This window comes from Paenisporosarcina sp. P5_A11 (genome assembly GCF_056400705.1).
The window spans coordinates 1-9,515 of the sequence record NZ_JBFUKT010000133.1 but is presented as its reverse complement, the minus strand read 5'-3'; the positions used below and the strand labels follow the sequence as shown (position 1 = coordinate 9,515).

Genomic DNA, 9,515 nt, shown 5'->3' with positions numbered 1-9,515 from the left:
AATTAATTCCGAAATGATAAAACGTTCAGGATGATCTGTTACTTGATCAGCAGGGTAATATTGAGGTCCTTCTGGCAAATGTTTTGTTAACACTTCAAGTAACCCATCGATATTAATTCCTTCTAAAGCGGAGATTGGGATAACGTCTGCAAAATCGTATTCTTTGCGGAAAGCTTCCGTGACACTCAATAATTTATCCGGATGAATTAAATCAATTTTATTCATCACTAAAAATACAGGAGTTTCATTCCCTTTTAACATCTCTAAAATATATCGATCTTGTTTCCCAATTCGATCTACAGAATCCACCATCAATAAAATGGCATCCACTTCACGTAGTGTGTTTTTAGCCACTTTCAACATAAAGTCGCCTAGTTTATGTCTAGGCTCATTAATCCCTGGTGTATCGATAAAAATAATTTGCTGTTTATCTGTCGTTAAAACACCTTGAACTTTATTTCTTGTGGTTTGCGGTTTATCACTCATAATCGCAATTTTTTGTCCAATCACTTTATTTAAGAACGTTGATTTACCAGCATTAGGACGACCAATGATTGAAATAAATCCTGATTTGTATCCTTTATTTGCTTCCAGCATAGGCTAAATCCTCCGGAGAAAATGCACCAGGTAACAGTTGGGCAACTGTCGTTTCCTGTACATCTCCTTTTAAATTGATTAAATAAACAGGCATGTTTGGTTCACAAAACTCTGCAATTACTTGACGGCAAGCTCCACAAGGCGACACTGGGCCATCTGTGTCTGCTACAACTGCAAGTGAAGAAAAGTTACGTTCGCCTTCAGAAACCGCTTTAAACATCGCTGTACGCTCTGCACAGTTTGTCATGCTATAAGCTGCATTTTCAATATTACAACCGTGATAAACTTTTCCTTCTTTCGTCAATAAAGCAGCGCCAACTTTAAATTTCGAATATGGTACGTACGCATTTTCGCGTGCGATTTTAGATTCTTCCATTAATTGTATCTTTTCCACTATTCAAACACCTCAATTAAATATTTCCATCCACTTAGGTAAAAAGATGAGTATTCCGATTATAGCACTTGCACAGGCAAATACAAGAACTGCAGCAGCACCCATATCCTTTGCTTGCTTAGCGAAATCATGTATTTCAGGTGATGCTAAATCAACTACTCGTTCTAAAGCAGAATTGATTAATTCTAAGCTTAACATTCCTGAAATACATAAAATTAAAATAATCCATTCATTCATTGAAATACCACTGAAAATCCCAGCGATCATTACAATAAAAGCTGCAAATAAGTGGAAACGAAAATTCCGTTCTCCCTTACTTGCGTGAATCATTCCTTCATAAGCATACTTAAACGATTCAAAAAAATTATTGTTTTTCATCCTGTTCACGTCTCAATCCAAAAGATTGCAGAATTGCCTCTTGTTTTTCAGTCATTTCTTTTTCATCTTCTTCTTCCATATGGTCATAGCCTAGTAAATGTAAGAAACCGTGAATAGCGAGAAAACCTAATTCTCTCTCTTCACTATGTCCATAATCTACTGCTTGTTCTTTTGCCCGTTCGACGGAAATAATGATATCCCCAAGCATACGTGGTGCACCTTCTACGTTAATGGCAATTTCGCCTTCCCCGAGTTCTTCCATTGCAAATGAAATTACATCCGTAGGTACATTCTTTCCTCTGTATTCATTGTTTATTTGCTGAATTTCTTCATTATTAACAAAAGTTACTGACAATTCGCTACCCGCTTCAATTCCTTCAGCTTCTGCAGCATGGTGCAACATTTTTTCAATTAAATGTAAATTTCCAGTTGATAAAGACTGCGTTTCATCGTTTAAATCCAAAGTTAAGTACATAAAAATTCTCCTTTATTGTGGGTATTCAATCCGAGAATGGAAGATACCATTCAACGTTTCACACAAAACACGTTCGACTGTTTTGAGCTCTTTTAACGTTAAATCACATTCATCGAACTGACCATCGTGTAATTTATCTTTGGTGATTGATTGGACAATCTCTTTTATTTTCTCTGCTGTTGGCTGTTTCATAGATCTTACCGCAGCTTCAACGCTATCAGCAATAGCAATGATGGCTGTTTCTTTCTTTTGTGGTTTTGGTCCTGCATACCGATATTCTTCTTCTTTTACTAATTTCCCATCCTCTTTTGCCTTGTGATAAAAATATTTCAATAAAGAAGTTCCGTGATGTTGTTGAGCAATATCAATAATTTCTTTCGGCATTTTATACTTTTGTAGTAATTTTGCACCGTCATTGCCATGAGATAATATAATATCTCGACTTGTTTCAGGAGGCAAGGAATCATGAGGGTTTGTATGACTCATTTGATTCTCGATAAAAAATCCTGGTCGTTTGGTTTTGCCAATATCGTGATAATAACAACCCACACGTGCAAGTAATCCATCTGCACCAATAGATTCACAGGCTGCGTCTGCTAAATTAGCAACCATAACACTATGATGGTAAGTTCCTGGCGTTTCCGTTAAGATTTTTTTCAATAAAGGATGATTTGGATTTGAAAGTTCAATAAGCTTCATGGCAGATATCAACCCAAAAGCAGATTCAAAGAAAGGTAATAAACCAATCGTCAGTGCACCTGATAATAAACCAGATGTGACTGCAGCAATGCCATAAAAGAGAAGTTCACTTACTCCGTAGTCTGACTGAGTCATAAGTAAATAAAATGACATGAACGCAACATTAACACCAACGACACTCATACTCGTTTGTAACAAGTGCGACCGTTTTTCAGCGCCTTGAATGACATATAAGCCTGCCAATCCACCAAACAGGAGATATAGGGTGATTTCCATTTGAAATACAACAGAATATCCTTCTTGGAAAACAATACCTGCTACAGCAGCAGTTAAAAATGCTGTTAATATGGCAAAGCGTTCATTAATTAAGGAACGGACGAGCATGGGTGCTAGGGCAGTTGGAAATAAGAACGCAATGGAGACATCAAAATTACCAGACACTAAATTTATTAATTTCATGCCTACGACAGAAAGAATTAATATGAGCATTACTACCGTTAACGCAGATTGTCTCTCATCTTTATCTGTTCTCCATTTTGATACTTGCATAAATACGAGCCACATACAAAGCCCGATAAAAAGGATTAATCCAAAAATAGGTTTTAATGAAGATTGATTAGTTAACATACCAACTACTCCAAGTTGTCGATACACTTCTCGATCAATTACTTGACCTTCTTGAACGATTACTTGTCCTTGCAGTATCTTGGTTGGTTCAATACTTTCTCTAGCTTGAGCAATTCTTGCTTCTGTTAACTCTTCATTTAACGTTTCATTTTCATTAATACCATACCGACCGATTAACACGGCAGTAGGTAAGATACTCCCAGGGATAGCTGAATTGCTTCGAATTCGTTTTTCTATTTCGTTTTTTGCAGATGCTACTTGTTCAGAACGAATTGGCTTACTCATGATATCTCGAATAGAGGTTGTAATCGAGTCTCGTAAACTGGTTAAAATAGTACTATCTGCACCTAGTAATGTCAGAAGTGCATCATCTGAAAAACGAATACCTTCCCCTTCTTCTTCAAGGACAAGTAAGTTTTTCTTCAACATATTTACTTGTTCTTCGATTGGAAACTTTTCTTCATCTGCCTCTGTTTTCACTTCCAATACATAATCAAAAACGGAAGTGACGATTGCGGCACGATTTTTCCCAATTTCTTCTGAGAATTGATAGACACTCGTGACTTCAGAAGCAGCTCGAACACGTTCTTCTTCCGTCTTAACAGGGTCCTCCACAGTTTTCACTGAACGAATAGTATCTTGTGATAAGTCAAACTGTTTGATGTCATATTTTTCGGGACGCACATCATTAATAAGGAGTAAGAATAGGAGTAATCCTGTTATCACAATCGTTAAATAAGTAAAAGTTCGGTAGCCCACTAGTGACTGCATTTTTCTAAACCAGCTATTCACTGCATCACCCCATCTTCTACCTCTTATCATATCAAGAATTTTCAATCATTACACCGTATATTGTAAAACATTCAAGAATTGCGCAATAAATTAGGTGAAATGGGTAACTCAAGAAGATGATAAACGACACTATATAATAGAGTAATATTTTCAAACTACCTTACATTAAATATAAAAAAAAACAGCAGCCTTATTCAGACTGCTGTTCCTCATATGCTTGAATAATTTTTGCAACGAGCGGGTGTCGGACAACGTCCCCTTGCTCGAGCATTTGAAAGTGTATGCCACTGACATTAAGCAAAATTTTCTCAGCCACTTTTAGACCAGATTCAATACGCGGAGGTAAATCGATTTGAGTTTTATCTCCGGTGATGACCATTTTAGATCCAAAGCCTAAGCGAGTTAAAAACATTTTCATTTGAGCTTTAGTCGAATTTTGAGCTTCGTCTAAAATGACAAACGCGTCATCTAATGTACGGCCACGCATATAGGCAAGAGGCGCAATTTCAATTGTTCCTCTTTCTAAAAAACGAGCTGTCTGCTCAGTCCCCAGTACATCATGAAGTGCATCATATAATGGGCGTAAGTAAGGATCTACTTTTTCTTTCAAGTCTCCTGGTAGGAAGCCCAAACTCTCCCCTGCTTCCACAGCGGGTCGAGTTAATATGATTCGTTTCACATGACCATTTTTTAATGCTTGTGTTGCTAACACTACAGCTAAATATGTTTTACCTGTACCTGCAGGACCTATACAAAAGACTAAATCTTTGTGACGCATAGCTTGAATATATTCTCGTTGGCCTATTGTTTTGGCACGAATGGCTTTACCTTTTACATTCCTTGCAATTTCTTCATCATATAGTTCAGCAAAATATTCTATAGTTCCAGCGCTATTCATTTCTAAAGCTGTACTAACATCTCTTTGGTTAATATTAATACCTTTTCGAATGACTTTTAATAGTTGTTCAATTAATATTTTTGCAGTTGCAGTTTTTTCTAATTCTCCAACAAGACGAATTGATTCGCCTCTGGTGATGACTTGAACGCCTAACTCTTGTTCAATCAATTTCATATTACCATCTGAAATTCCGAGCAGTAAGATGGCTTCATTTGGGTCTTGAACATGTAATTCCGTCAATTGTTCTTCCTGCATACTCAGTCTCCTTGATGAATAGGTCTTTTACCTGCGATGTTATCGTTCACATAGTACAATACTTTCCCTTTTACTGTATCATTTGTCCACGTCATGTGTAAAATCTTTTCATCCTTAATTTTCCCTTTTGGCGACAATCCAGAAGCAGTTCTCAATCTTAGCATTGGCATAAATGCTTCTTCAATCCATTGTTCAGTTACTTTAACTGTTACTTTTTCAACAATGGTTTGATGCTCGATTTCAAAAACGCTTTTACATAACTCGATAAAATGGTCTTTACTTGGTTCTTTTTTAAACTTTTTCCATGGTGATGAAACTTGAAGTATTTTCACTTCTTCTGATATGAATTTGTCGTAAACAATCTTAGTTGGTAATTCAAAAGAAGTTTCGTACCAAAAATCGGCAAACACTTTGCCTTCTGCTCCGACAAGCAAATATTTCTTTCCTTGTTTCAATACCCCAGTTACCAACATATCTCCATTTTTCACGGTTGAGTGAAGTGGCGCTACACGTTCGCCAGAGCGAAGATCATAATGTGTGATAACACCTCTTCTTAGTGCTACTAAATTTGAAGGAACCTTATTATCGGTTGGTTCTCGAAAGATGATAGGAGCTGGAACAGAAGTAATATTCAGTTTAGAGCCAGTCCTTTTAATATGAATCCAGGAAAGATCGTGGTTATTTGCTAATAATACTTGTCTTATTTTCGCATCGCTAACCAAACTAGTCAGCAATTTTTTTTCATCAACTTTTAAATCATGTAGTTCCTGTTCAAGTCTAACCTGCCTTTCATCAGAAAAATCATCAATTGAAATTTGCCACAAGAATAAAGAACAGATATATGGAATGATAATAAATCCGAATAACCCCAAAAGCATACTCCATTGAAATTGGATGATTTGATCTGTATCGGGTCTTGTAATATGAATCGGCAACTTATATTGTTTTCGAATTTTACGAACAATTGATAAATCTTTTTCATAGATGGTAAACGTAGCACTTGATTTTGTAGTGGATAATTTTATTATGTAAACTTTGTTTTCTTTGAGTGAATGAAGAAATGGATATAACCGATCATGAGTCTTAATTTGGCAAGTGATTTTTCGTCCGTTTTTGACCATCAATCCATATCCATTTTCCGCAGCTCAAGTCGTTTCAAGTTGCGGACCTTTATCGTAATTTCTTCTACATTCATGGAATTAATAACTGTGTCTATTGATTCAATCGTCAGCGTATATCCATTTCCACTAAGTTGACATAAATGGGGACTTAATTGTATTAATTCAAAAGGTCCATTAACACGGATGTTATCAAAGTTGTCAATATGTATAAATGGAGTCAGTTGAAGATGATTGTTTAACAAATAAAAGACCTCCTTACAATCAGCATATGCTGATTGAGAGAAGGTCATGAGTTATCGTTTAGATTTTGGAGGTGCTAGAATCTCCGAGAAAATAATCGCTTGTCGCAATTGATCTTCCGTTGTTGGTACAAGATTAATTGGATCAGTTGACTTATTGCGAACAAAATCAGCTGATTGATGCGCTGAAAGTCTTCCTGGACGTCTTGCAGCTCGTTGATTATCAGTCATCGGCTGGTCTGACGGTAAATTTTTTACTTGTTCCATTTGACTAATAGCATCAGGTTTTGTGTTTGTTCGTGGTGCCTGTCTTTCAGAAATTTGCTTTTGAACATCGCCGTAAATTTCTTTAGCGTAATCTTCGAGTTTTTTTGTCGATCGTTGATTTGTCTGATTTGGCAAGAAAGGCTTTGTTTTTCCGCCACCATCATCTGGATTTTTACGTTTAGAAATCGCACTAATGATAAATCCAATAATCGCAATAATGATAACTTCCACTGTTAACTCCCTCCTTCAAGGGCTTCCTGATCCGGATTAATCTTTCGTTAGATCAGTCTTTGATTTATCGCCACCGATTTTACTAATCGAATCACGCATACTTGTATCAGCTTGAAGATTTTTGTAATTCATATAATCCATTACACCAATATTACCTTCACGCAATGCTTCTGCCATAGCAAGTGGAATTTCAGCTTCTGCACCAACTACTTTTGCACGCATTTCTTGAACTTTAGCAACATTTTCTTGTTCAGTTGCTACAGCCATTGCACGACGTTCTTCAGCTTTTGCTTGTGCAATTTTCTTATCTGCTTCGGCTTGCTCCGTTTGTAGTTCCGCACCAATGTTTTTACCTATATCCACATCGGCGATATCGATCGATAAGATTTCAAAAGCAGTACCCGAATCAAGACCTTTTGATAAAACAGTCTGAGAAATCATATCTGGGTTTTCTAGTACTCTTTTATGATTTTCACTAGAACCGATTGTTGATATAATCCCTTCACCAACACGAGCTACGATTGTTTCTTCCCCAGCTCCACCGACTAAACGATCAATATTTGCACGAACCGTAATACGTGCTTTTGCTTTTACTTCAATACCATTCATTGCAACACCCGCGATAAAAGGCGTTTCTATCACCTTAGGGTTAACTGACATTTGGACAGCTTCTAATACATCACGGCCAGCTAAATCAATTGCTGCTGCACGTTCAAATGGTAGATCAATATTTGCTCTGTGAGCCGCAATTAATGCATTTACAACGCGGTCAACATTACCACCAGCTAAATAGTGACTTTCTAGTTGATTATTTGTAACTGTAATACCTGCTTTATGTGCTTTAATTAATGGGTTAACGATACGTGATGGAATAACACGACGTAGTCTCATCCCCACTAATGTAAATATGCTAATTCTCACTCCAGCTGCTACTGCAGATATCCATAATGCGATTGGTACAAACGTAAAGAAAATCGACAATAGAATAAATGCGGCAATAATGGCAACTACAACACCAATTGTGGTTCCTGTAATACCTTCGATCATGTTTATTCCTCCCCTTCTTTGACCTCACGTACGACTGTACGAGAGCCTTCAACTTTAATAATCTTTACTGCTTTTTTCGAATCAATATAGCCACCTTCAGTGACTGCATCAATTCGTTCACCATCTAACATAATCGTTCCCGAAGGACGAAGAGGTGTCATGCTTACCGCTATCCTGCCTACTAATTCATAACGGTTGACGTTTGATACATAACCATGTTCTGTATCGGTTGCATCAGTCAAAATTATCTTGTCAAAAAACTTGATATTCTTTCCAAAGAATTTCATGATAATCACCATTCCTACAATTGCGACGATTAACGCGATTAATACGGATATTCCCATATGAACCACATTGCCTCCCGCAAGAAGTATACTACCAATAATTAACGCTAAACCTATTATACCTGCAATTGCCCCTGGTAGGAAAAGTTCGGCGATAATGAATGCCACACCGATCATAAAGAGAATAATCGATTCATACCCAGCAAGCCCTGCCACCAAATGACCAAAGAAGAAGAATCCAAGGGCAGATAACCCCATTGTGCCAGCTACCCCGAAACCAGGAGAGTACAGCTCGACAATTAGCCCTAAACTGGCGATGGACAATAGAATAGGTACGATAATAGGATTTGTCACAAAGCGCGCCACTTTTTCTGCAAACGTTTCATTTAATGAAGTGACTTTCGCCTCCGAAAGATCTAATTTTGTGATTAATTCTTCGAAAGATGCAACAGTTCCCTCTGAATACCCCACTTTTAACGCTTCGTTAGCTGATAAAGTTAACAGTTTCCCTTCTGGGGCACGGTACTCAGGTAAATCTACTGATTTATCTGCCATGGCAAGGGCATAGTCAGGATTGCGATTAGATGACTCAGCTGCTGTTATCATTGCTGTAGACCAAGCGCTTACAGCTTTATCTTCTGCCGCATTTCCTGCACCATCAATAACTGCAGCTGCTCCGATACGTCCACTCGGCACCATATAAATTTCATCAGCATGTAGTGCAATAAAWGCACCAGCAGATAAGGCATCATTATTAATAAAAGCAATTGTGGTTAATGGAGTATCATCCATTAGCTTCCCGATATCACCTGCAGTATCTACAAACCCACCAGGCGTGTCGATATCTAAAATAACGACCTCAGCTCCCGCTGCTTCCGCTTCTTCAAAAGCTCGTTGCAAGAAGGCATATAATCCTTTTTCAACTTCATTTTTAACTGGGATACGGTAAACTTCTGACGAACTGGCACTAATGGGCAAGCTTGGCAAGACTAATAAAACAGCAATTAAGAGCAATAAATAGCCACTAATAACCCGTGTCCACTTCATAACGTCCTCCTTATCTATTTKAMAAATCGGCTTTCATTAGTATCTACGGATGACTAGATAAAAAGTTTCATAATAAGTTGAATTAATATGATTATTTACATAGCGAAAATCGAGGAAAAAACGTGGAAATTAGCGAAGATTGTTATATTTGGTCGTTTATGTAA

11 protein-coding genes are annotated in these 9,515 nt (G+C 37.3%); all 11 read right to left on the bottom strand.

All coding sequences use genetic code 11. The annotated features are described in order from the left end of the window. The coding region (gene era / locus AC1DOS_RS14950; protein ID WP_477538137.1) for a GTPase Era at positions 1-597 on the bottom strand (597 nt) is incomplete at its 3' end. Continuing rightward, complete coding sequence (locus AC1DOS_RS14945; RefSeq protein WP_477538136.1) at positions 581-991, bottom strand: cytidine deaminase; 411 nt, start codon at positions 989-991, stop codon at positions 581-583. The genes era and AC1DOS_RS14945, both read right to left, overlap by 17 nt. A gap of 12 nt (positions 992-1,003) precedes the next feature. Then, entirely contained in the window at positions 1,004-1,369 is a 366-nt protein-coding gene (locus tag AC1DOS_RS14940; protein WP_108586211.1) for a diacylglycerol kinase family protein, read from the bottom strand. Further along, complete coding sequence (ybeY, locus tag AC1DOS_RS14935; RefSeq protein ID WP_477538135.1) at positions 1,356-1,844, bottom strand: rRNA maturation RNase YbeY; 489 nt, start codon at positions 1,842-1,844, stop codon at positions 1,356-1,358. Before ybeY ends, AC1DOS_RS14940 begins: the two co-directional genes overlap by 14 nt. Positions 1,845-1,856: 12 nt before the next feature. After that, a complete protein-coding gene (locus AC1DOS_RS14930) occupies positions 1,857-3,941 on the bottom strand; it encodes an HD family phosphohydrolase (protein ID WP_477538138.1) in 2,085 nt (694 codons plus the stop codon). Between the two features lie 211 nt (positions 3,942-4,152). Further along, on the bottom strand, positions 4,153-5,115 hold the full coding sequence (locus AC1DOS_RS14925) for a PhoH family protein (RefSeq protein ID WP_477538134.1): 963 nt from the start codon (positions 5,113-5,115) through the stop codon (positions 4,153-4,155). 2 nt (positions 5,116-5,117) lie between these two features. Further along, positions 5,118-6,236, bottom strand: a complete 1,119-nt coding sequence (locus AC1DOS_RS14920) for a sporulation protein YqfD (RefSeq protein ID WP_477538133.1) — start codon at positions 6,234-6,236, stop codon at positions 5,118-5,120. Continuing rightward, positions 6,236-6,478: a hypothetical protein gene (locus tag AC1DOS_RS14915; protein ID WP_108586207.1), complete on the bottom strand. Its 243-nt coding sequence runs from the start codon at positions 6,476-6,478 to the stop codon at positions 6,236-6,238. Before AC1DOS_RS14915 ends, AC1DOS_RS14920 begins: the two co-directional genes overlap by 1 nt. Positions 6,479-6,529: 51 nt before the next feature. Beyond that, positions 6,530-6,973, bottom strand: a complete 444-nt coding sequence (locus AC1DOS_RS14910; RefSeq protein WP_477538132.1) for a hypothetical protein — start codon at positions 6,971-6,973, stop codon at positions 6,530-6,532. Between the two features lie 36 nt (positions 6,974-7,009). Beyond that, a complete protein-coding gene (gene floA, locus AC1DOS_RS14905) occupies positions 7,010-8,020 on the bottom strand; it encodes a flotillin-like protein FloA (protein ID WP_477538131.1) in 1,011 nt (336 codons plus the stop codon). Positions 8,021-8,022: 2 nt separating this feature from the next. Continuing rightward, the gene (locus AC1DOS_RS14900) at positions 8,023-9,351 is read right to left on the bottom strand and encodes an NfeD family protein (protein ID WP_477538130.1); all 1,329 of its coding nucleotides are present in this window, start codon (positions 9,349-9,351) and stop codon (positions 8,023-8,025) included. Positions 9,352-9,515 lie beyond the last annotated feature (164 nt).